Source organism: Candidatus Electronema sp. JC, assembly GCF_048287365.2.
Taxonomy (GTDB): Bacteria; Desulfobacterota; Desulfobulbia; order Desulfobulbales; family Desulfobulbaceae; genus Electronema.
This window is the reverse complement of record NZ_JBLWEM020000052.1, coordinates 14,672-36,595: the sequence shown is the minus strand read 5'-3', so window position 1 is coordinate 36,595 and position 21,924 is coordinate 14,672. Positions and strand designations below refer to the sequence as shown.

The following is a 21,924-nucleotide window of genomic DNA, read 5'->3' as shown; positions in this document are numbered from 1 at the left end:
CAGGGCTATGACAGCTTCTCCATCAGCTCTTCGGAGATGTCGAAGTTGGCGTGCACCTTCTGCACGTCGTCGTGATCCTCAAGGCTTTCCAGCAGCTTGAGCAGGTTGGCGGCGGTCTTCTCCTCGGTCACTTCAATGGTGTTTTTCGGCACCATCAAAATGCCCGCCTCGCTCATCTTGACCTTGCTCTTTTCGAGCTGCTCAACCACTGCGTTGAAATCCTCCGGCGCAGTGTAAATCTGGAAGCTGCCGTCCTCGTTGACCACGTCCTCGGCCCCGGCCTCCAAGGCCAGCTCCATCAGCTGCTCTTCGTTCACGCCCGCCGCCTCGACGCTGATCACGCCGCGCTTGTCGAACATCCAGCCCACGCAGCCGTTTTCGCCGAGATTGCCGTTGTTCTTGGCGAAGTAATGACGGATGTCCGCGACGGTGCGGTTCTTATTGTCGGTCATGGTCTCAACTAAAACCGCCACGCCGCCCGGCCCGTAGCCCTCATAGAGGATTTCGTCATAAATCGCGTCGCCCAGCTCGCCGGAACCTTTCTTGATCGCCCGCTCAATGTTTTCCTTTGGCATGTTCTCGGCCTTGGCCGCGTTCACCGCGCTGCGCAGGCGGGGATTGCCGTCAATGTCGCCGCCGCCCATCCGGGCCGCCACCATGATCTCTTTGATCAGCTTGGTGAAAATCTTGCCCCGCTTCGCATCAAGAGCACCTTTCTTCCTTTTGATGGTGCTCCATTTAGAATGTCCTGACATTACTTGTTCTCCGTCGTTATTGCGCTAAAACCGGCGATGCCGGCACTATATTTTTCATCCGCCGAAACCCCTTTCCCAGCACAAACACCTCCCGGCTTTCGACGCGGGAGCTTTGCGGCTTGATCACCTTGACCTCAACGAAATGCGCTTTGCATTCCTCGACAAAGGCAGGGAAATCCTCGCCCTGAAAGACCTTGCAGTAGAAGCTGCCGTTTTCGTGCAGAAGCAGCCCGGCGATTTCCAAAGCCCGGCGCACTAAGCGCAGCGACTGCTGATGGTCGGCGAAGCGGCTGCCGGTGGTGGAAGGGGCCATGTCGCTGATCAGGACATGAAAGCCGGGCCACTGCTTGCGCAGCTCGGCAATCAGCTCGTCGGAATAAACATCATAACAAAGCCAGTGAATTTCGGCATGGTCTTTCTGCGCCGGAATGTCCGTGTGCTGGATGTCAACCCCGGCCACCACGCCGCCTTCGCCGATGATCTTGGCCGTGTACAGGCTCCAGCTGCCCGGATGACAGCCCAAGTCCAGCACCCGCTGCTTGCGCTTGAGGAACTTGTGCTTGCTCTGCGCTTCCTCCAGCTTATAAACGGAACGGGCCGGATAATTATCCTTCTTCGCCTTATGAAAATAAAAATCTTGTTCTTTGCGCATGAGATGGCTTCAGAAGGATTGTTTGATGGTTAATTCGTATAACAACCAAAGCTGTGACCTGTAAAATTTTGAAAAATCCATACTTCCCCGCATGTGATATATTTTTTCTGTTCAGCATAAATATAACTGCATACAGAGAAAGTCATGGAACGCAATGTTGTCACATTTTTGTAAATTCATTTACGGCAGAATGTCGCGCAGATTCAGCAACTCCGCATCCTCATCCGAGCGCAGCACTGTCCTTTTCAGGAGGACAATGTTGTCCTCCTGCCGAGCATAAACTTAGGCTCTTGCTGAGGACAACATTATGTTTTTACCTGAGACAGATGCGCTGCCTGCGGCAAACGAGCAGCGTGGCCATGCGGTCAAATTCCGGCTTCAAGGTCAGCAGCCTTGGGATACGAGCCGAGCCATTCATAATAGGAGCAGATCTGCTTCAAGGCTTCGCAGCCGTCCTGAATCACCGCGTCTTCAATGTGGCCAATCAGGTCCATGAAGAAGAGGTATTGCCAGTGCTTGCCCTTCATCGGCCTTGATTCAATCTTGGCCAGATTGATGCCCTTGTCGGACAGGATGGTCAATGCCTCCTTGAGCGCGCCGGGCTTGTCCGCCAGGCCGAGCAGGAGCGAGGTCTTGTCGCTGCCGCTGCGCGAGTGCGAGTGATTGCTGATGATGAGAAAGCGCGTGGTGTTGCCTTGATAGTCCTCAATCCCCGGCACTGCGATCTGCACGGCATAGAGCTTCACTGCCAAGTCGCTGACAATTGCGCCGATGTTCGGATTCTCCGCCGCCATCTGCGCCGCTGCGGCAGTGGAAGACATGGTCAGCGTGGAAACGCCGGGCAGGTGCTTGCGCAGCCACTCCCGGCATTGCGCCAGCGGCTGGGCGTGCGAGGCAACAGCTTGAATGTCCTCAATCCTGCCGGAGCTGCACACTAAATTATGGCGGATGGGCAGCTGCAGCTCACCGCAAATCTTGACCTTGTACTTCATGAACGAGTCCAGCGTCCAGAAGACCGAGCCTTCGGTGGAGTTTTCCACAGGCACCACACCGTGCTGCACTCTGCCCTTCTCCACTTCGTTGAAGACATCTTCGATGGACTCCGCAGGACGGTAGAGAGCGGACGCACCGAAATGCCGCACCCCGGCAAGGTGGGTGAACGTGCCCTCCGGCCCCAGAAAGGCGACTTCGTCCTGTTTCTGCGCCAAACGGCAGGCCGTGATGATTTCATGGAAGATGCCGCGCACAGCACCGTCCGGGAAGATGCCGCTGTTCTCCTCCAGAAGGCGGGCGTAAATAGCGCGTTCGCGCTGCGGATCCCAAGTCAGCAGATTGGACTGCGCCTTGAGCCTGCCGATTTCCTTGGCGCAGCTCAGTCGCTCTTGCAGCAGGCGGAGAATGCTGCTGTCTATCTCGTCAATCCGCTGGCGGACGTGGGGGATGCTTGTCTTTTGCTCGTTCATCAGTGCGCTGCGCAGCCGAGGCTGCTGTTGTTGAAATTGATCTCCGGTTTCACAGCTCCGCCCGCAGGCGTTCAACCGTCTCTTTGCTCAATGCGGTGTATTTGCAAACCATCTCGGCAGGGAGGCCATCACGAAGCATGTTTCTAGCGGCTTCAAGTTTGCCCTCCAACTGGCCTTCCTCTTTGCCACGCGCAATGCCCTGCTCAATTCCTTGCTCCATGCCGATGGCAATGCCCTGCGCGAGTCCATCTTTCACCGCTTTATCCAGTGCGCCGCGCTGAAGCCAGATGAAATCTCTGCGCTTGAACTGCACTTCCAGCTCTTCCTCACTGAGGGCGGCGGTGTTGGCGATGTCAAAGGCTTCCAGCAGCGGCGGCTCAGTGAAGGAGCGCGGAATGAAGTCCAGCTCACCGGCATGTTTGATGAAATATATCCACTTGTCGGTGATGCTCTCCAGCTCATGCTCCTGCTTGGTGAACTTAGGCAGCTCAACAAAAATTAGCTGGATGTCGTCGCTGTATTTCAGCAGAACTTCACGTTCCCGCAAGTCCCAATAGGAAACCGTCTTGGGCAGCTCAGGGAACATCTCGAAATCGGTGATGGTCAGGGCGATGATTGGTTCCAGCGTCGCATACTGCTCAGATTTTTTGAGCTGCGTGGAATAGAGTTTGGCTGCGTTGTAGAGAACGCGCTTTTCAAAGCCCTCCACGTTCAGCACCTGCATCTCGATAATCACTCGACTTTGATTGGACAGCACAGCTTTGACATCCACATAGCTGTCCTTCATGCCTTTGAGCAGGGGAATCTGATACGGATCAACGATGGTGAGATCGGTGATGGACGTGTCTTCACCAAAATCAATGATCGCGTTGAGAAAGTCTATCAGGACAGCTTTTGACTGCTCGCTGCCGAAGACTCTCTTGAAGGCGAAGTCGGTTTTAACGTCTAAGAATTGCATGATTGCTTATTTATGCTGGCGGATAAATCCACAAACCGCCTACAGGCAGGCCAGCGATGGATGAGCCATTGCCTTACCAGTGATTCTTGACCCATGACAGCACCCCGTGCGTGGCGGCAATTTTCGCGGAGAGCAGCTTGCCGCCTTTCCGAGAGTCCTGAAATGAATTAGTCTGGTATAGTTGTTTATTGTTGGTTTCAAGATGTCTGCAAGGGCAGGTCTCCGTAGTTGCTTTAAGGTATCAATCCTACCTCATTGATATCTTCACCATCTGGCCAGCGTGTGCATGTGTTCGTACCTTTTATTGCAACGCTTTTTTTGAGAGCGTAAGCCAAGATCAAAGCAGCATACTGTTTCGCTCCCATTGAAGAATTTTCGTTTTTTATGATCCAATAACTATTGGTAGCACAAGCTGGCTTGCCTGTTGGCGTTCCATCAAGAAATACATATATCAATCCATCTGATTGACGAACATTCAATGCTTTTACAGCACCAGATTGCTCTCCAGCAAATACAAAGGAAGAAGCCATACAAGTACAGATGCTAAAAACTATAGCGAATTTCATTTCCTTTCTCCTCATAAAAACTATTTAAGCAGAAAATCCAGCACCGCTGGAAGAAACGCCTTCTTCGGACAATTGCCCACCACCGAAAGATCACCGTACATGCAGTTGTTATCGGTGTTGGATTCAGCATTTGCGCCGGGATTGACGCAGACCTTGAGTTGATACGTCCCTTCGCTGCATGGTGCCCTCAGCGTTGCGGTGCGTGAATCGGTTTGATTGACCGTCAACGCCGGAACCTGCATCTGGCAAACTGCGCCGGATACCTCTTGCGTCGCTTTGTTGATGTAATAACAAGCGGCTGTGGTCGCAACAGAAGCCGCTGTCCCTTGATTGGTGAATTCGGCGGTTGCGTCCTTGGACACTCCTGCGTCAACCAGCCAGAAATGCCTCAAACTCGACACAATCAAGTCCGGTTTGCCAGCGGTCACGGTGATCTGCACACCTGAAGAGCAGTTGTTGCCGGTGTTCGTCTCGCCGCTGACCGCGTCTATGCAGGCTCCGAGCCAGTACGTTCCGGCTGTAGACGGCGCGGCGAGCGTCGCGCTTTGGGAGGAAGTTTGGCCTGCGCTCAACGCGCCCACAGCTTGGCTGCCGAGCTGCGTGTCCGCCGTGGTTATGGTCGAATCCGTTGAGCGGTACCAGCGCAAAGTTGTGGCGGCGGAAGAAGCTGCTCCGCCGTTCTTCGCTGTGGCCGAGAAGGTCAGGCTCTCGCCCGGCGCGAGGCTGGTCTTACTCGCAGAAGGATTGATCACGCTCAGGTCGGGCGCGGCAGGCGGCGCGGTTACAGTGATCTGCACGCCTGAAGAGCAGTTGTTGCCGGTGGTTGTCTCGCCGCTGACCGCGTCTATGCAGGCTCCGAGCCAGTACGTTCCGGCTGCGGACGGCGCAGTGAGCGTCGCGCTCTGGGCGGAAGTCTGACCTGCGCTCAAAGTGCTAACGGACTGACTGCCGAGCTGCGTGTCCGCCGTGGTTATAGTCGCGTCCGTTGAGCGGTACCAGCGCAAAGTTGTGGCTGCGGACGAAGCCGCGCCGCCGTTCTTCGCTGTGGCCGAGAACGTCAGGCTCTCGCCCGGCGCGAGGCTGGTCTTGCTCGCGGAAGGATTGATCACGCTCAGGTCGGGCGCGGCAGGCGGCGCGGTCACAGTGATCTGCACGCCTGAAGAGCAATTGTTGCCGGTGTTGGTCTCGCCGCTGACCGCATCTATGCAGGCTCCGAGCCAGTACGTTCCGGCTGCGGACGGCGCAGTGAGCGTCGCGCTCTGTGCGGAAGTCTGGCCTGCGCTCAACGCGCCAACGGACTGACTGCCGAGCTGCGTGTCCGCCGTGGTTATAGTCGCATCCGTTGAGCGGTACCAGCGCAAAGTTGTGGCTGCGGACGAGGCCGTGCCGCCGTTCTTCGCTGTGGCCGAGAAGGTCAGGCTTTCGCCCGGCGCGAGGCTGGTCTTGCTCGCGGAAGGATTGATCACGCTCAGGTCGGGCGCGGTGCTGGGCACGTCTTCCAGAAGCAGCTCGTTGATCACGGACATGACGGCGGCAGCTTGGTCTGGTGTTAGGCCGCACTGCACTGTTTTCGGTGAATTGGTTAGGAGCGGATTGGTGCCGCCTGCGTCGTCAATGGCGTAAGCATAGATTTGATGCGCTGCGCCGTCGTTTAATGAATCTGGCAGGGACAAAGAAAATCCATGATCTTTATCAGTGTAAGAAAGATCATCCCGGTAGATGTCGGCTGTAGCATTGCCAAGATAAGTGCCAGTGCCCGCCGGACCGTCTTTGTAAAAATGAACAGAGATGGGAGCTGTGGTATCCGGGTCTTTCGCCCAGCCAGAAAGAGAAGAGCAATCTGCGCTGTCGAAAGAGCCGACAGGTGGCAACGGAGGACGGATGCCAATGACTGCGCCTTGATAAGATGTGTAATTATCGCTCCCTGGGGTCAGATCATTCAAATAAAAATAATCGTCATCTTGGCCGCTCCATCCCCAGTTGAAATGAAAATAATCGGATCCGGAATAACCATCGCAGACAAAAGCATGTCCTCCTTCTGCATCTTGATCGTATCCTCTATATAATAGAGGTCTTTTACTATCTATCTCAGCCTTGAGAAGGGCTATCCATTCTTCTGTTGAAAAATTAGCTTTCCAAGCAAAATAGAGCGTGTCGCTATATTTAAAATATGTTTTAAGAGCATAAGCCGACTCACTCAGAGATGCCCCAGAACCATCAGGAGCATAATCCATATTCACAGAAATACCGACATGATACAGCAGCTTTGCTACGTCTGAGTCGTAATCTGATAAAGAATTAGGCATGGAAGCCCAATTGTAGGTGGTAGAACCAAAGTTAGCGGACAGCGTTCCATAGGCAGGGTGGGAGTAGGAATGCGAACCGGAACCTGTTGTTGGGTAGCTATGATACTTCATTATCTGCGCCATAGCAGTTGCAACGCATCCAGCCCATACATGACCATCTGGGCCTGCGGCATCATCAGGACAATCTTCGTTATAGTATGTTCCCTGATCCCATTCCGTTGACAAAAGAGGCCCTGCGCTTGCCGCTTCCACAGAACTTGCTTCAGCAGGCGCGAAAGAAGATTTCGCCGCAAATTCTTCTGCGCTGACATTAAATTTCTTCCAAGCAGCGGCAGCTTTTGGCAGCGGCGCATGTTTTGCTTTAATCGCGCCGGTTATCTCCTTTTTCACGTTTTCCATCCAATCTTCAAACTGAATTGGACGGTTTTGCGCAGAATATGTTCCTGTTGGCGAAAAAGCGATGACCGGATAAGCCACGTCGTCGCCAGAAATAATCATCCATCCGCCTTGAGGAAACGACAGAACATAATACAGGCTTTCCTCAGAACTTATTTGCTGAACAGAAGACTTTGCTTTTTCTTTCGTGCTGATACTGTCAACCTTCCTGCCCCATTTTTCCCGTGCCCAGTTCTTGGCAAACTGCTTTGCCTCGTCTTCTTTGACGGGTTTCGCCGCTGCATTTTGAATGCAAAGGACTGACAGGAGAAGAAATGCTGCTATTAGTTTCTTCATAATCGCACAAGAAAAAAATTATCGATCAGCGCAGCTGTTTTATGCGCCCACCTGCCTGCCCGCAAACTGAAACGCCGCAGTCACCGGCAGTTCAAACAGCTCGCTCCGCAACAACCTTGCTGAAAAAAAACAGCACCTCTAAATTTTCAATCTCGTTGGTCTGCGGATTCAATCTTGCCACAATATCATCTCCTATCTCCTCAGATTCCTGTCCAGAATACGGCGGACATTTGTCAATATGGAGAATATCAGTCCCGTGGTCATATTTAAACATCAGCTTCCCTGCCATTTGCTTCGGCAAAATATCACGATGCAGTTTTGCAATATGCAGCTAATATTCTTCTGTTATTTCCACATCGCTGTCAAGATGGTTGCACGGAAACAACATACTGTTTTTTGATAACTAATTGATAGAAAGATGTTTGATTCTCGGCAAATCCTGAAGGCAATCTCCATCTGCAACAGTAATATTCACTGTTTTTCCTGCAATTTTTGCACCTAACAGCATCGCGTAATCTTGCGCCGCATACTGATGATTCAACGGAAGAATATAAAACTCATTCCGTTGGCATAAGCCAGATGTCTGCGTCATGTCGTTTAATACCACTAACGGGCCGTCATGGCCTTCATAATTTTGAATAGTAACGATATTCCCGGTGACTGTCACATCTGCCGCTAAAGCAGCGGTTGCATTTATAACAACAAGTGCTGTGAACATCAATTGCTTGATCATTTTTACCCTCGTCAACATGTTGAACGCCGCCCGCCCGGGAAAACGGCTGGCAGGCGGCGGCCAGTTCCAGTATAGTGAATCGTTTGCGTATGCTGACTCATTTGTCAGCGGCTGCAAGCGAATCGATAATGACTCTCCACATACTCCTCAATCATCCTTTTGAACTCCGCAATCCTGCCGCTGCCCGACAAGGTGGCGACTCTTTCGCCATCCACATATACGGGTGAGACAGGATCATCGCCCGTTCCAGGCAGACATAAGCCGATATTTGCATCTTTGCTCTCCCCAGGCCCGTTGACAATACAGCCCATGACCGCCACAGTCATCATTTCAAAGCCTTTGCAGCCTTTCTTCTTCCAAACAGGAGTCTGCCGCAGGATATATTCATTGATCTCCTTGGCAATCTCTTGAAAAACAGCAGAAGTCGTCCTGCCGCAGCCGGGGCAGCTCGTCACTGTGGGCAGCAGATGACGCAGGCCAAGGAATTGCAGCACCTGCTGACAGACAAGCACCTCTTCGGTGCGGGAACTTCCCGGCGATGGAGTCAAAGATGTGCGGATGGTGTCGCCGATGCCTTCAGCCAGCAGCACGCTCAGTCCGGCTGTTGACGCAACTGCGCCTTTTATTCCCATGCCTGCTTCGGTGACTCCCAAATGCAACGGCAAATCTGTCAGCGCGGAGAGCTGCCGGTTTGCCGCAATCATCTCCGGCACCTTGCTGACTTTGACGGACAGCACCATTTTGTTGTGAGGCAGGCCGATCAGCTCCGCCATTTTTACGGATTCCAAGGCGCTGACAACCATCGCCGCCACGACAAGCTGCTGGCTTGTCTTCTGCTCAGAACTCGGCTTTGCGGCATTCTCCTGAAGAAGCCGCTCAAAGATGCTTTCATCTTTGCTGCCCGCATTAACTCCTATGCGGACAGGTTTCTCATATTTGAGAGCCTGCTCAACAAACGTGGCGAAGTTCCGGTCGTGACGGCCTCCAGATCCGACATTGCCTGGATTTATCCTGAATTTATCGAGCGAACTGGCGCAGTCTGGATATTTGGTCAGCAATATATGACCGTTGTAATGAAAATCACCGACAAGAGGAACATCGCAGCTTTTTTTGAGCAATTTTTCTTTGATATGCGGAACAGCCTGCGCATCGTCCTCATCTTTGACCGTGAATCTGACAATCTCGCTGCCTGCCTCATGCAGTTCAACAATCTGCCGCACGGTAGCTGCAACATCAGATGTGGGCGTGTTGGTCATAGACTGAATCCTGACAGGATTTTCTCCGCCTATGCCAACGTTGCCAACCATGACTGCAACAGTCTTTTTCCTCATCTGCACACTCTCCTGCGCATGACACAATAGTTCAGCATCCAGCCGCCGCAAGCTGCCCGGCAGGCCCTCTGCCATCAAGCCGGAGGCAAAGGGCATCGCCTGCATTTCCCTGCAATGTCAGGATACTTCCGACGGATACCAGAGCGTCACGGTGGCGTAACCGTTCTTGCAGGCCGTGGCGGCGATCTCGCTCCGGGCCGCCTGCGCGTCGCTGAGGGAACTGAGCAGCTCGGCGATGCCCTCGTACATCTCTTCTTTGTACCGCTCGGTGTCCGGCGCGTCGGCCCTGGTGTTGACATCGCCTTTGATCCAGCCGGAGAGAGTCCGCGCCGGCAGCAGGCTGATGACCGTTTCAGGATAATAGACAACTGCCCGCGCCGCGCCTTCGACCATGTTGGTCATGGCGATTTTCGCGTGTTCGGCCCGCAGGCCCAGCTCTTCCAGCTTTTTCCGCACCCTGTGCTCCAGCTCCGTGATGCCCGCCCGGCCTGGGCTGGCGGATTCAAAGGCTTCGTAGCTCCATCTGGTCATTATCTCTCATGTTCGGTTGAAGTGAACTGGCTGGCCGGGAAGAGGCCGGAATGCTTGACCTCTTCCCCGGGCGCGGATCAGAAATTGCCGCCCATCGCAAAATCCCACTGGGCCTCCTCGTCGCCCGGCTGCGAATCCAGATTATAGCCCCAGACCAAGCGCAGCGGCCCGACCGGCGAAAGCCAGTTGATGCCCAATCCGGCAGATTTTTTCATCGTGCCGAGATCCCAGTCGTCATCCTGCGCATAGACGTTGCCGAAGTCGCTGAAAACCACGCCGCGCAGGCCCGCGTCGCTCACTAACGGGAAATGCAGCTCCAAGTTGGCGAACCACATCTTGTCGCCGCCGTATTTCTCGTCATTGACCGTATTGATCGGGCTGACTGTGGAGGACTTGAAGCCCCGGATGGAATTCATGCCGCCGAGGTAGAAGTTGTCATAGACCGGCAGCTTGCCGTCCTCGTTCTCAAACGCCTTGCCTGCGGAGAGCCTGCCGCGCACAACCGTGGACAAGGGCAGCGGATGATACCAGTCGGTGGAGCCCTCCAGTTTGGTGTACTCGGCCTCGCCGCCAAAGGGGCCGCCCGCGAACTGAACGCTCACGCTGTTGCGGGATCCGGAATTGGTGTTGAACATTTTATCACGGGTGTCGCGCACCAGCGAGAGCTTGACCGCGCTGGTGATGTTGATCTTGGCCGATTCCAGAATGTAGTCGGAAGCGTCCTCGGAGATGTCCTCCAAGGTGGTGTCGGTCCAGCTGTAGCCGTAGTAGATCCGCCACTCCTCGAAGAGATGATGGCCGAGCCGGAGGCCCGCGCCTTTCGAGGCTTTGGTGTAGTCGGTGTACTCGCGCTCCCAGTTGAAGGCATCCACGCCTGCTGAGACTCTGGAGTCAAAAATGCGCGGATCGGTGTAGGAAAGGTTGAATTTGGTCGTCACCGAACTCATGTTGGCCGAGAAGGAAAGCCGGGTGCCGAGGCCGAGGAAGTTGTCCTCGGAAATTTCGCCCATGAACATCAGCTTGTCTGAGGAGGAGTAGCCCGCGCCGATGCTGAACTGGCCCGTGGCCCGCTCCTTCACCGCTACGAGGATGTCCATCTGGTCTTCCTCCAGCGTCGGCTGCGGGGTGACGGCGACATCTTCAAAAAAGCCCAGCCGCTGGAGCTTTTTGACCGAGTCGCGCACGGCCTTGGAGTTGTAGGTGCCGCCTTCCTCCACTTGCAGGTCGCGGCGGATGACGTTGTCGCGGGTGCGGGTGTTGCCCTGCACTTCGACCCGGTTGAATTTGACCAATTCGCCCTTGCTCACCGCAAGGATGACATCCACGGTCTGCGTTTCGCTGACTTTCCGCATTTTGGGATCCACTTCAGCAAAGGCGTAGCCCTGCTCGGCATAGAGGTCGGTCAGCTTGAGAATGTCCTCCTGCATGACCTTACGGCTGAAAAACTCCTCCTTGCGGATGGCCAGCAGCTCCAGCAGCTCCTCCCGGCTTTTGCCGAGCATGTCGCCCTGCACATCCACCTCGCCGACCTTGTAGCGCGGGCCTTCCTCGATGGTGAAGGTGACTGCAATGTCCTCGCCTTCCTCCTGCACCTCCGGCTCGCTGACTTTGGCATCAATGTAGCCGTGATTGGCGTAGAAGGCGGTGATCCGGTCCGCATCCTGCCGCAGCACATCCGTCTTCAGGGTTCCTGAGCCGGTGATCCACGAGGAGTACCATTTCCACGTGCCGGTCTGAATCTCGCTCTTCAGGTCGCCTTCATCAAATGCGTTGTTGCCGACAAAGTGGATTTCGGCAATGGACATCTTCGCGCCCTCCTTGATCTCGAAGGTCACTTCAGTGTTCTTCGGGTCGGCCTCGTTGATTTTGAAGCTGCTTTTGGCGGAGGAGTAGCCCTTGCTCCGGTACAGCTCCTCAATTTTCTTCACCGCCTCGTTGAGCGCGGCAGGATTGAGAATGCTGTTGGCTTTGATGCCCGCCGCGTCCTGCACATCCTTTTCATCCAGCTTGTCAATGCCGGTGAAGGTGACTTTGCTGATCAGCGGCTTTTCCTGCACCCGGAAAACCACCTTCTTGCCTTTGGGCGAGTCGGCGACCTCGATGGTCACGTTGTCGAAATAGCCCATTTTGAAGATGGATTTCAAATCCCGGCGCAGGCTGTCCGGGCTGTAGAGGTCGCCAGCCTTGACGCTGATTTTACCGAGAATCGCGCCGGAGTCAATGCGCTGATTGCCCGCCGGAGCCACCGAGGCGATGACCAGTTCCTTGCTGGTCCGGCCCAAAATTTCGGCCAGAATGCCGTCCAAGGCCAGCGGCAGCTCCTCGATGGACGAGCCTTCGCGGAAAGCGGGCTGCGATTTGCCCGGCTCCAGCAGGTCGATGATCTGCATGTCCACGGAAATCCGCCTGCCGATCACGGTCAGGCTGCCTGCGGCGGCGTAGTCCATGCCGCTCTGCTCCAAGGCTTTGGTCAGCGCGGCGGCGGACGGCGGCCATGCGCCGCTGTAGCTGATCAGCTGCGCCGCCTCGAAGCGAGGGAGCAGGGTGAAATTTTTGTCCGCCAACGCCGCCTGCAAGGCCGCGTCCGCCTGCTGTTCGAGCGGGCCGCTGTCTTCCGCGTTGATTTTCAAAGGCAGGAAGACGGTGTTCTGCTTGGCCAAGGCGGTTCCGGCGGTAAGGCAGGAGAGCAGCAGCGCGAGCAGAAAAAGGGGGATCAGGAGGGGGATCGGACGGTTCATGGAATCCTCTGTATCTGGTGTTGAAAATCACGCTGAACGGCAGCGCGCCGGTCAATCAAGAATCCGGGGGATGAAACGCATTATGCCACGCAGCGGCCCTGTTTGGCAAAAAAATAAGAAGGGGAGCGCAGTTCAACAGGCTCCCCCTGAGGCCAAGCTGTAGAATGTCGGCAGCGGGGCGAAGAGATTGGGAACGAACCTCAGTTTTATTAAATTGACAGTGTTGAAATATCCGTCACTTATATGCCATTACGTTATATAAATCAAAGTCGGTGCGTCGATTAACATAGCGGCAATTGTCAATACAACTGCGATGAAAACGTTTATTACCAATATCCGCAAATCAAGCCAACGTTTTTTAAAAAGGAGATATAACGCTAAAAAAGGCTGCAATACCAACATTATGAATGTAGCCAATAAAAGCAAAAGCTCAACATCGATCAATGGACTTTCCCTGTATTCTTCGAGAGAAGAAAGTTGATTGCTATGAAACCATGCGATGCAGACAAATACAAAGCTGAGAAAAGCAAGATGCCAGCGGCAAATTCGGAACATTCCTTAGTTCTCCGTCAAGTCCTGTCAGCCAGCGGCAGATGACATTCATCCAGCAGTGCGGCCACCCGCTGCTGCAACAGCGCGGCCAGCTCCTGCTTGTCCTTTGCCTTGAAGCCTGCTGTCGGCATGGGCTTGCCGATGCGCAGCACCACCTCGCCGCCCCGCGAGAGCAACTTTCCCTTAGGCAGTGCCTGATGGGTGCCGTTGAAGCCTACTGGCACCAGCTCCACTCCGGCCTTGATTGCCAGCATCACTGCGCCGGTTTTGAACGGCTGAAGATGCCCGTCTGTGCTGCGGGTGCCTTCCGGGAAGAGAATGACCGAGCTGCCTTCAGCGATGCGCTGGGCCGCGTCGTTGAGACTCTGTACCGCCTCCCTGCCGTGCGAGCGGTCAATGGGGATATAGTCCACCGCTTTCATGCCCGTGCCGAAGACAGGTATCTTGAACAGCTCCTTCTTGGCGATCCAGCGGTAGTCGTGCCTGATATAGCCGGAAAAAGCCATGATGTCAGCCATGCTGCAATGGTTGCCGATGAAGATGTACGGCTTGGCCGGATCCAAATCCTCGCCGCCCTCCACCCGCACACGGATGTTAGCGATCCAGCAGAGCAGCCGTCCCCAAGCACGGGGAAACTGCTGCGCCTTGGCTTTGGATTGGCGGAACCAGCGCACGTCGGCCATCACGCTGAGGCAGACGGCAATGGTCAGGGGCGGGATAGTGAGCAGGGCCAGCAGGCCGCGCAGGAATTGTATTGGCGACATACGTCAGATTCAGGAGTCAGCCTCGCCGTCGTCGGCAGGCTCGGAAACCACGTCGGCCAGCTCGTCTGTTTGCAGCAGGGCGGGCCACGGCGCGGTGGAGTCGGCATGAACGCTGCCAAGCAGCGCGTCAGGATGCCGCAGGAAATCGTTGGCCAGCTCATTGCCGATGAACTGGTCGCGGAAACGGGTGATCAAGTTGAGATGCGCCCAGCGGGTCAGATAGTAAATGACCAGCCTTGGCAGGCGGGTGTATATGTTTTCCTCCGGGGCCGGATCAACAAAGCTGGAGCGGCGCAGCTTCTCGACGGAAAGGGTCTGCGAAAGATAGACATTCTTGAGGAACATGTACTCCGGCGGCAGGCGGGCAGTGATGCCGAACCCGTTCAGCAGACCCGCTATCCGCTCCAAGAAGAACTTGCCAGCGATGACCACGGGATACGGCACATAAATCTCACGCGGCAGCTTGACCTCCAAATACGCCCGTATGGTCAGGATCAGGTCATCTAAGGGCACCGGTTCCGGGTCGGCAAAATGATAGGTCTGGCCGGAGAACTCCTCGCGGTGCAGCAGGGCATGGTGAACAAAATAAGGAATCTTGGCCGCGCTGGTGTAGGAGTGCTGTACACCCCGCTTAGTGAAGAGACAAGGCACGGCCTCATCAGCAATAGCAAAGAGCAGCCGATGAAAGCCCTGAATCTTGTGGTCGTGCTCGCCATAGACAATCGACACCCGGATGATGGTGCAGTCCAGCCCCTGATGCCGCATCATGTGCTCCAGGGTCTTCTCGGCCATCAGCTTGGATTTGGCGTAGTTGCTCAGGCCGGGTGTCAATGGCAGCTGATCCTCCTCAGCCAAGTTTTCGCCGTGCGGCAGGACAGCTGCGGAGCTGAAATGAATATAGGGAATCTTCAGGGCACAACATGCCCGCGCCAGATTAACGCAGCCAAGATAGTTGACCTCAAAGGCTAACTGCGCGTCTGAATCCAGCGAGGCCATAGCCGCGTTAATGACAAAGTCCGGCCTGGCCCTCTTGAGATACACAATGATGTCCTGCGCATTGCGCACAGAGAGCTTCTTTGAGCTGGGCGCGCGGATGTCGAAATCATCCGGGGCCTGCGTCTTGAAATAATAGGCAAGGGTGCCGCCGATCAGGCCGGAGCCGCCGATCAGCACACCGAGACTGCGTTTCTTTTGTGAGAGCGCCTGAGCCATGTTGTCGTGGAGAAAGCTGCGGTGTCGAATCTTCCGCCTTCTCCTTTAGCATGTTTGGCCGTAAAAATCACCCTTTTTTCCAAGCGGCAGCACGGTGCCGCGCATTGACGGGCGGCGGCGGATCGGCTATGCTGTCCAAACTTCCAAGGCAGCATCCGTGCAGGATGCTGCCGAATATCCATCACGCATCTGCCGCCGAAACCATCTGGCATGTATTGGCGGTACAATACTGCATGTATTGGGGATACATACCAGTATGTTTTCTCCTGCCATCCAGAATGGGTGCTGGGCGCATATGACAGGTCTGCGATCCGATGAGCTTTCTTGAAATCGTCATCATTGCCTGCGGGCTGGCGATGGACGCAGCGGCAGTCTCCTTGGCCGCCGCTGCCGCTGGTTTTGTTCAAGATGCCCGTTCCTCCTGCCGTCTTGCTTTCCATTTCGGCCTCTTCCAAGCCCTGATGCCAGTGCTCGGCTGGCTGGCTGGAGTCCGCTTCGCCGCCTCGTTCGCCGCCTTTGACCATTGGATCGCCTTTGCCCTGCTCGCCTTTGTCGGCGGCAAGATGCTTTACAATGGCCTCAGCGCTGGGCACGAGGAAAGCCTTGCCAGCGATCCCACGCGCGGCCTGACGCTGGTGCTGCTCAGTCTCGCCACCAGTATTGACGCGCTCGCCATTGGCCTCAGCCTTTCCATGTTGGAAGTAACTATATGGTATCCGGCGGCGATGATCGGCATCATCACCGCTCTGCTCTCCACGCTCGCCATCATGATTGGCAAGAAAGTCGGCACGCAGGTTGGCAAGCGCATGGAGGTGGTCGGCGGGTTGATTTTAGTTGGCATAGGAGCAAGAATTTTGCTGTCTCATCTTTCTTAACCATCAAACTGGAGATGAAAAATGTCTGAGAAAATGTATGACTTGGTCTTTGAAGGCGGCGGAGCTAAAGGCGCAGTTTTCGTTGGAGCAATGCAGGCGTTTAATCAAAGAGGCTGCACGTACCGCCGTTTAATTGGAACTTCCGCTGGAGCGATCACAGCCACGCTGCTGGCTGCTGGCTTCACGCCGGATGAATTATCTGAAGCAGTCAATGAGAAGAAAGGCAGCAAGAGCATCTTTGCATCCTTTTTAGATGTCCCTGAGAAAAATTTCTTCAGCGATGAGAGCATTCAGGCCAGCGACACATTAGGCATGTTCAACAGCATGAATTTAGACAGCTTGCTCTTTATTGTTTCTTCTTGGATCAAAAAGAACCTGCTGGACACGCTGCTGCATATCCCTGCGTATCGTCAGTTATTCAACTTTGTTGAATACGGCGGTGTGTTTGCCGGAGAAGAATTCCGTCGTTGGATGCAAGGGAAGATACAGAGAAAAGGATATGATCCAGAAATAACCCTGTCCGAGCTTTACAGCAGAACAAAAGTTGACCTCTCCCTGGTCGCATCAGATACAACAGACTACAATATGCTGGTGCTGAATCATCGCACCGCGCCAGACTGCCCCGTTGCATGGGCAGTGCGGATGTCAATGAGCATTCCTTTCATATGGAGCGAAGTTCTCTGGCGGAAAGAATGGGGAACATATCTTGGCAGCTCGATTGCAAGTCATCGCATTGTTGACGGCGGCTTGCTGTCAAACTTTCCCATTGCCCTGATTGACAAGCAGCCTAGTGCAGGAAGTGAAGAAGAGAAGATAATGGGCGACGAATCAGCTCATGCAGCAGGAACTGTTGGTCTTCTGATTGACGAAACCCTTCGCGTGCTTGGCCAGCCTGAGACAAGGAAAGCAGGATTCTCCGACAAGTTGAAAACAATTCAACGGATAGACCGGCTGGTTGACACCATGCGCACCTCGCGTGACAACGAGGAAGTAAGAAACAACGAACAGCTTATCTGTCATTTGCCTGCGAAAGGCTACGGCACCACCGAATTTGATATGAATGACGAACGCCGCAATGCGCTAATTGCTGCCGGTCAGAAGGCTATGGACGCGTATCTGGATCGTCGCAAGGTGACTGAGTGACCACCCTCGGCATCGAAGAACTCATTGCCGCGCCACCGCGTTCCTTTATCGGCAAGCGGCTGGCTCTGCTCTGCAATCAGGCTTCCACCGACAGCCGCTTCCGGCACAGTCGTGATCTGATCATGCAGGCATTTCCCGGCCAGTTAGTCTGCCTCTTCTCACCGCAGCACGGCTTCTTCAGTGAAAAGCAGGACAACATGATTGAGTCCGGGCATGGCCGCGATTTGACCACGGGCCTGCCGGTCTTTTCGCTCTACGGCGAGACGCGCGAGCCAAGCGCAGCGATGTTCGAGTGCTTTGACATCCTGCTGATCGACCTGCAAGACGTGGGCACGCGGGTTTATACGTTTATCTGGACGGTGGTCTATTGTCTGCGGCAAGCAGCGGCAAGCGGCAAGAAGGTTGTTGTTCTTGACCGCCCGAATCCCATCGGCGGGCGGCTGGAGGGCAATCTGCTCAGGACGGAGCTGCGCTCCTTTGTTGGTCTGCATGAGATACCCATGCGCCACGGCCTGACTATGGGCGAGCTGGCTCTGCTCTGCAACCGCGACGGCATTCACGCCGATCTTGATGTGATCAAGATGCAGGGCTGGACGCGCTCGATGTTCTTTGCTGAGACCGGCCTGCCTTGGGTTTTCCCTTCACCCAACATGCCCACGCCGCTGACCGCGCTGGTTTATCCCGGCCAAGTGCTTTGGGAGGGAACTAATGTCTCTGAGGGGCGCGGCACCACGCTGCCGTTCGAGCTGGTCGGTGCGCCGTTCATCAGGCCGCAGGATGTGCTGGAGCGGCTCTGCCGGACCGAGCTGCCCGGCTGTGTTCTACGCCCGATCATCTTCGAGCCGACTTCCGGCAAGTGGGCAGGCCAGTCCTGCGCAGGCTTCCATATTCATGTCACGGAGCCAAGCTGCTTCCTTTCGTACCGGCTCAGTCTTGCTTTGCTGGAGGCACTGCTGCATGTATGTCCGCAGGACTTTGCTTGGAAGCAGCCTCCCTATGAGTACGAATACGAGAAGCTGCCAATAGACTTGATCTTGGGCGACCGTGCCGTGCGCGAGGCTGTGGAGAACGGCGCGGACATGATCGGACTGGAGCGGTCATGGCAGGAGGAACTGGCCGCCTTCGATGCAAGGCGGCGCGCTGTTTTCCTTTACCCTGAGCGATAAATACGCTATTCTGCTGGGCAGTGCATCCCGCAAGGGCGGTCGTGGCCGCCCTTTTCGCTATATAAGAGGAACACCATGAAAACAGCGCGTCTTGCGGAGCTGGCCGAACTGGTCGGCGGAACAGTCGAAGGCGGCGGCGACACCGTCATCACCGCCATGAACAGCCTCGATCTGGCGGAGCCGGGCCAGCTGACCTTCATCAACAGCAGCAAGCTGGCGGACAAGCTGGCCGCGAGCCGTGCTTCGGCCTGCATCGCGCCGCTGGATTTCAGCGGCAACGGGCTGCCTTTGCTCAAAGTCAGCAACGTGGACTTGGCGGCGGCCCGCATTCACTGCTGGCTGCTGGAAGAGCCGTTCAAAGCGGCTGGCATTCACGAGCGGGCGGTGATCGGTCAGGACTGCGTGATCAGCAGTCAGGTCAGCATCGGTGCCTTGGCCTGCATCGGCGACCGCGTGCGCATCGGCGAGCGGGTGAGCATTGCGCCGGGCGTGGTCATTGGCGACGATGTCCAGATCGGCGACGACTGCGTTCTTCATGCCAATGCGGTGGTGGCGCGCGGCTGCATTCTCGGCAAGCGGGTGGTGCTGCATCACGGCGCAATCATTGGCAGCGACGGCTTCGGCTTCGCCACAGACCCGGCCACAGGCGCGCATGTCAGCAAGCCGCAGGTCGGAACCGTGCGCCTTGACGACGACGTGCAGATCGGCGCGAACAGCTGCGTGGACCGGGCCGCCTTCGGCGTGACTTGGGTCAAGCGCGGCGTGCGGATGGACAACCAAGTCATGGTCGGCCATAACTGCGTGATCGGGGAGAATTCCATCCTTGTTGGCCAGTCAGGCGTGGCGGGCAGCTCCGTGCTGGGTCGCAACGTGGTGCTGGCGGCGCGGGCCGCTGTCTCCGGCCATCTCCATCTGGAAGACGGGGTGATGGTCGCGGGCCTGGCCGGGGTGCACAACAATCAGAAAAAGGGCGCGGTGGTCGGCGGCGTGCCCGCCATTGACATCAAGCTCTGGGGAAAAGCCTCCGCTGTGTTCAGCCGTCTGCCGGAGATGCTCAAGGAGCTGCGGCAGCTGCGCAAGAAGGTGGAGGAACTGAGCGGCCAGCAGTGAGGCCGCCAGAATTTGTCGCCCGACAAATTTTGAAAACGTCGAGCGAGACAATCAGAGAGCATCGAGCGAGTCTCTTCGGTTCCCTCGAGCGAGGGAAGGCGGGAGACTCGCCCGACACTCTTGCAAAGCCTCGCCCGATGCTCTCCGGCGCTGCCGGGCGGGCGCATTGAACAGCAACAGACTTCTCAAGATCATTATGACCGAACCAACCGCAGAAGCGGCAGCCCTGTCCTCCTTGGACATCAAAGCGATACTCGACCTGCTGCCGCACCGCTACCCTTTCATCATGATTGACCGGGTGCTGGACTTTGAGCGCGGCAAGACCATCACTGGCCTGAAGAATGTGTCCATGGGCGAGCCGTTCTTTCAGGGGCATTTCCCCGGCGAGCCGGTCATGCCCGGCGTGCTGATGCTGGAAGGGCTGGCGCAGACCGGGGCGGTGCTGGCCTATCTCTCCGCCGGGGATGCCAAGGGCAAGCTCTTCTATTTCGCCGGGCTGGAAGGGGTGCGCTTCCGCCGCATGGTGCGTCCGGGCGACCAGATCGTCTACAAGCTGGAGATGCTCAAGCAGAAGGGGAAAATAACGAAGATGGCTGGCAAAGCCTATGTTGACAACGAGCTGGCGGTTGAAGCCGAACTGATGGCCGCCTTCGCCTGAGATCCGCAAAGGACAGAACCATGCCCATTCATCCCGCCGCCGTGATTGATCCCAAGGCGGAGCTGCACCCCAGCGCGTCTGTCGGCGCGTATGCCGTGATCGGCCCGGACGTGACCATCGGCGCGGACACCGTGATCGATCCCCATGCGGTGATCGGCGGCCCCACGCGCATCGGCCAAGGCAACCACATCGGCTCCTTCTCCTCCATCGGCTCGCCGCCGCAGGACATGCGCTACCAAGGCGAGCCGACCGAGCTGCTCATCGGCGACGGCAACACCATCCGGGAGTATGTCTCCATCCACCGGGGAACCGCAGGCGGACGCGGCAGAACGGTGATCGGCAGCGGCTGCATGTTGATGTCCTACTGCCACGTGGCCCATGACTGCATTCTCCACGACCATGTGATCATGTCCAATGTGGCGACGCTGGCCGGGCATGTCGAGGTCGGCAGCCATGCCAACTTGGGCGGGCTGGTGGCTGTGCATCAGTTCTGCCGCATCGGCGCGCACACCTACATTGGCGGCATGTCCGGCATCTCGCTCGACGTGCCGCCCTATGTGATCCTCGCCGGCACCCGCAATCAGATGCGGATCACCGGCGTGAACAAGATCGGCCTGCGCCGCAGCGGCATGAGCCGCGAGGCCATCGACCGCATCGAGCAGGCCTTCAAGATCATCTTCCGCGCCGCCCCGGACGTGGTGCTGCAAGACGCGCTCACGCAGGCCGAACAGGAGCTGGCCGACTCGCCGGAAGCCCTGCATCTGGTGGACTTCTTCCGCTCCAGCAAGCGCGGCGTGGTCAAGCGCACGGAAGAGGGGTGATGACGGCACCTGTCGGCCTGATCGCGGGCGGCGGCCAGTTTCCGCTGCTCTTCGCCGAGGCGGCCCGGCAGCGCGGACGCAGTGTGGCCGCTGTCTGCCATCAGCATGAGACCGCGCCGGAGCTGGAGCAGCGGGCCGATGTCTGCTGCTGGGTCAAGCTCGGCCAGCTTGGCAGGATCATCAAGTTCTTCCAATCGCAGGGCGTGAGCGAGACCGTGTTCTGCGGCACGATCACCAAGACCCGCATTTTCCGCGACATCCTCCCTGATCTGAAGGGCCTCAGCCTTTGGAATAAAATAGACAGCAAGCTGGACGACGGCATCCTGCGGGCTGTGGCCGGTGCTTTAGAAGAGGAGGGGATTCACGTGCTGCCCTCCACCTGCTATCTGGAGCATCTCCTTTTTCCTAAAGGCATACTTGGCAGGCGCAACCCGACCAGCGAGCAGTGGGCGGATATCCGCTTCGGCTGGCGGATCGCGCGGGAGATCGGCAGGCTGGACATCGGCCAGTGCGTGGTGGTGCGCGGCGGCAGCGTGCTCGCGGTCGAGGCTATTGAAGGCACGGACGCGGCCATCCGCCGGGGTGGGGAATTGGCAGGCTCCGGGGCGGTGGTGATCAAGCTGAAGAAGCCGGGGCAGGACTTCCGCTTCGATCTGCCTGCCACCGGCGTGCAGACCATTGAGACGCTGGCCTCAGTCAAAGGGGCGGTGCTGGCCGCCGAAGCGGGGCAGTCCCTGATCTTTGACCGCAAGGCAATGATCGCCGCTGCGGACAAGGCGGGCATCGCCTTGGTCGGGCTGGAGGAGCAGGAGAACGGGGAGCTGCTGTACCGCTGAAACAGCCCGCTTCCCGCGCAGT

The 21,924-nt window shown here is 56.5% G+C and carries 20 protein-coding genes and 1 pseudogene; 7 read left to right on the top strand and 14 right to left on the bottom strand.

Annotation, left to right across the window (positions count from 1 at the left end):
• Positions 1-5: 5 nt before the first annotated feature.
• The 14 genes and pseudogenes from ACNKH3_RS08315 to ACNKH3_RS08250 form a co-directional block, all read right to left on the bottom strand.
• Positions 6-755 carry a YebC/PmpR family DNA-binding transcriptional regulator gene (locus ACNKH3_RS08315; RefSeq protein WP_417916993.1) on the bottom strand — a complete coding sequence of 250 codons (750 nt, stop codon included), beginning with the start codon at positions 753-755 and terminating at the stop codon, positions 6-8.
• Between the two features lie 16 nt (positions 756-771).
• Complete coding sequence (locus tag ACNKH3_RS08310; RefSeq protein WP_420208898.1) at positions 772-1,407, bottom strand: SAM-dependent methyltransferase; 636 nt, start codon at positions 1,405-1,407, stop codon at positions 772-774.
• A 365-nt stretch (positions 1,408-1,772) separates the two neighbouring features.
• Complete coding sequence (pheA, locus tag ACNKH3_RS08305) at positions 1,773-2,870, bottom strand: prephenate dehydratase (protein WP_420208897.1); 1,098 nt, start codon at positions 2,868-2,870, stop codon at positions 1,773-1,775.
• Positions 2,871-2,919: 49 nt separating this feature from the next.
• Complete coding sequence (locus tag ACNKH3_RS08300) at positions 2,920-3,828, bottom strand: Rpn family recombination-promoting nuclease/putative transposase (RefSeq protein WP_420208896.1); 909 nt, start codon at positions 3,826-3,828, stop codon at positions 2,920-2,922.
• A 233-nt stretch (positions 3,829-4,061) separates the two neighbouring features.
• A complete protein-coding gene (locus ACNKH3_RS08295) occupies positions 4,062-4,394 on the bottom strand; it encodes a hypothetical protein (RefSeq protein ID WP_420208895.1) in 333 nt (110 codons plus the stop codon).
• Between the two features lie 20 nt (positions 4,395-4,414).
• Positions 4,415-6,067, bottom strand: a complete 1,653-nt coding sequence (locus tag ACNKH3_RS08290) for a CARDB domain-containing protein (RefSeq protein ID WP_420208919.1) — start codon at positions 6,065-6,067, stop codon at positions 4,415-4,417.
• Between the two features lie 285 nt (positions 6,068-6,352).
• Positions 6,353-7,432, bottom strand: a pseudogene (locus ACNKH3_RS08285) (C10 family peptidase); the annotation flags it as partial.
• A 91-nt stretch (positions 7,433-7,523) separates the two neighbouring features.
• The gene (locus tag ACNKH3_RS08280; RefSeq protein WP_420208894.1) at positions 7,524-7,721 is read right to left on the bottom strand and encodes a DUF2283 domain-containing protein; all 198 of its coding nucleotides are present in this window, start codon (positions 7,719-7,721) and stop codon (positions 7,524-7,526) included.
• Between the two features lie 114 nt (positions 7,722-7,835).
• A complete protein-coding gene (locus ACNKH3_RS08275) occupies positions 7,836-8,165 on the bottom strand; it encodes a hypothetical protein (RefSeq protein WP_420208893.1) in 330 nt (109 codons plus the stop codon).
• 104 nt (positions 8,166-8,269) lie between these two features.
• Entirely contained in the window at positions 8,270-9,571 is a 1,302-nt protein-coding gene (gene ispG / locus ACNKH3_RS08270) for a flavodoxin-dependent (E)-4-hydroxy-3-methylbut-2-enyl-diphosphate synthase (RefSeq protein ID WP_420208918.1), read from the bottom strand.
• A 42-nt stretch (positions 9,572-9,613) separates the two neighbouring features.
• On the bottom strand, positions 9,614-10,027 hold the full coding sequence (locus tag ACNKH3_RS08265; RefSeq protein ID WP_420208892.1) for a hypothetical protein: 414 nt from the start codon (positions 10,025-10,027) through the stop codon (positions 9,614-9,616).
• Positions 10,028-10,104: 77 nt separating this feature from the next.
• Complete coding sequence (gene bamA, locus ACNKH3_RS08260) at positions 10,105-12,765, bottom strand: outer membrane protein assembly factor BamA (protein WP_420208891.1); 2,661 nt, start codon at positions 12,763-12,765, stop codon at positions 10,105-10,107.
• Between the two features lie 569 nt (positions 12,766-13,334).
• Positions 13,335-14,081, bottom strand: a complete 747-nt coding sequence (locus ACNKH3_RS08255) for a lysophospholipid acyltransferase family protein (RefSeq protein WP_417917225.1) — start codon at positions 14,079-14,081, stop codon at positions 13,335-13,337.
• Between the two features lie 9 nt (positions 14,082-14,090).
• On the bottom strand, positions 14,091-15,293 hold the full coding sequence (locus ACNKH3_RS08250; protein WP_420208890.1) for an NAD-dependent epimerase/dehydratase family protein: 1,203 nt from the start codon (positions 15,291-15,293) through the stop codon (positions 14,091-14,093).
• A 314-nt stretch (positions 15,294-15,607) separates the two neighbouring features.
• Between ACNKH3_RS08250 and ACNKH3_RS08245 the strand changes: the two genes are divergently transcribed.
• From ACNKH3_RS08245 to ACNKH3_RS08215, 7 genes are all read left to right on the top strand, one after another.
• Complete coding sequence (locus ACNKH3_RS08245; RefSeq protein ID WP_420208889.1) at positions 15,608-16,168, top strand: manganese efflux pump MntP family protein; 561 nt, start codon at positions 15,608-15,610, stop codon at positions 16,166-16,168.
• A 21-nt stretch (positions 16,169-16,189) separates the two neighbouring features.
• Complete coding sequence (locus ACNKH3_RS08240; protein ID WP_417916662.1) at positions 16,190-17,311, top strand: patatin-like phospholipase family protein; 1,122 nt, start codon at positions 16,190-16,192, stop codon at positions 17,309-17,311.
• Complete coding sequence (locus ACNKH3_RS08235; protein ID WP_417916661.1) at positions 17,308-18,477, top strand: exo-beta-N-acetylmuramidase NamZ domain-containing protein; 1,170 nt, start codon at positions 17,308-17,310, stop codon at positions 18,475-18,477. The genes ACNKH3_RS08240 and ACNKH3_RS08235 overlap by 4 nt, the downstream gene beginning before the upstream one ends.
• Positions 18,478-18,552: 75 nt before the next feature.
• Positions 18,553-19,587, top strand: coding sequence for a UDP-3-O-(3-hydroxymyristoyl)glucosamine N-acyltransferase (lpxD, locus tag ACNKH3_RS08230; protein WP_417916660.1), 1,035 nt, complete (start codon positions 18,553-18,555; stop codon positions 19,585-19,587).
• Positions 19,588-19,783: 196 nt separating this feature from the next.
• Positions 19,784-20,245 carry a 3-hydroxyacyl-ACP dehydratase FabZ gene (gene fabZ / locus ACNKH3_RS08225; protein WP_417916659.1) on the top strand — a complete coding sequence of 154 codons (462 nt, stop codon included), beginning with the start codon at positions 19,784-19,786 and terminating at the stop codon, positions 20,243-20,245.
• 20 nt (positions 20,246-20,265) lie between these two features.
• Positions 20,266-21,066, top strand: a complete 801-nt coding sequence (lpxA, locus tag ACNKH3_RS08220) for an acyl-ACP--UDP-N-acetylglucosamine O-acyltransferase (RefSeq protein WP_417916658.1) — start codon at positions 20,266-20,268, stop codon at positions 21,064-21,066.
• Entirely contained in the window at positions 21,066-21,902 is an 837-nt protein-coding gene (locus tag ACNKH3_RS08215; RefSeq protein ID WP_417916657.1) for an LpxI family protein, read from the top strand. Before lpxA ends, ACNKH3_RS08215 begins: the two co-directional genes overlap by 1 nt.
• Positions 21,903-21,924 lie beyond the last annotated feature (22 nt).